The organism is Pantoea sp. E956-1, from assembly GCF_982223955.1.
Map to the genome: position 1 here is coordinate 1 of NZ_CEUYZP010000030.1, position 649 is coordinate 649.

The following is a 649-nucleotide window of genomic DNA, read 5'->3' on the forward strand; positions in this document are numbered from 1 at the left end:
CTCCCAGAGGGAGAGGGGACTGACCGAGGTGTTCTTGTGGGTTACATCGACCTGCAATATCGAGTCGAATACAGATTCGGGAAAGCATGGAGATCGGCTCCCTTCCCCCTCGCCCCCTGGGGGAGAGGGCTGGGGTGAGGGGGATGGATTTCAGCTACACCACAAATCTCTGCCTCACTCCGCCAGAAACATCTCCCGACTCAACCCATGCCGCTGCATCTTTTCATTGAACGTGCGGCGCGGCAGTTGCAGTTCTTCGAGTACGGCTTTGACATCACCCTTGTGCCGGGTCAGCGCCGCGCGCAGGCATTGCGCTTCGAACGCTTCCTGCTGCGCCGCCAGCGATTGCCCCGGATCGATTCCGGCGACCGGTTCATCAAGCCCCAGTACCTGACGCTCGGCAACGTTGGCCAGTTCGCGGACGTTGCCCGGCCAGCCGTGACGGCACAGCGACATGATCGCCGCCGAGTTGAAACGGATCGAACCGCGCTTCTCGTGCTCCATGCGCGAGATCAGTTCGTTCATCAGCAGCGGGATGTCTTCGACGCGCTCACGCAGTGGCGCCATCTCGATCGGGAACACGTTCAGGCGATAGTAGAGGTCTTCGCGGAACGAGCCGATCTCGATCATGCTTTCGAGATTCTTGTGC

General features: G+C 60.4%; 1 protein-coding gene. It reads right to left on the minus strand.

Annotated features, from left to right (window positions below; translation table 11 throughout):
* Nucleotides 1-174: 174 nt before the first annotated feature.
* Nucleotides 175-649: sigma-54-dependent transcriptional regulator (locus AC0T7J_RS25075; protein WP_473798419.1), on the minus strand; the 475-nt coding region annotated here is incomplete at its 5' end.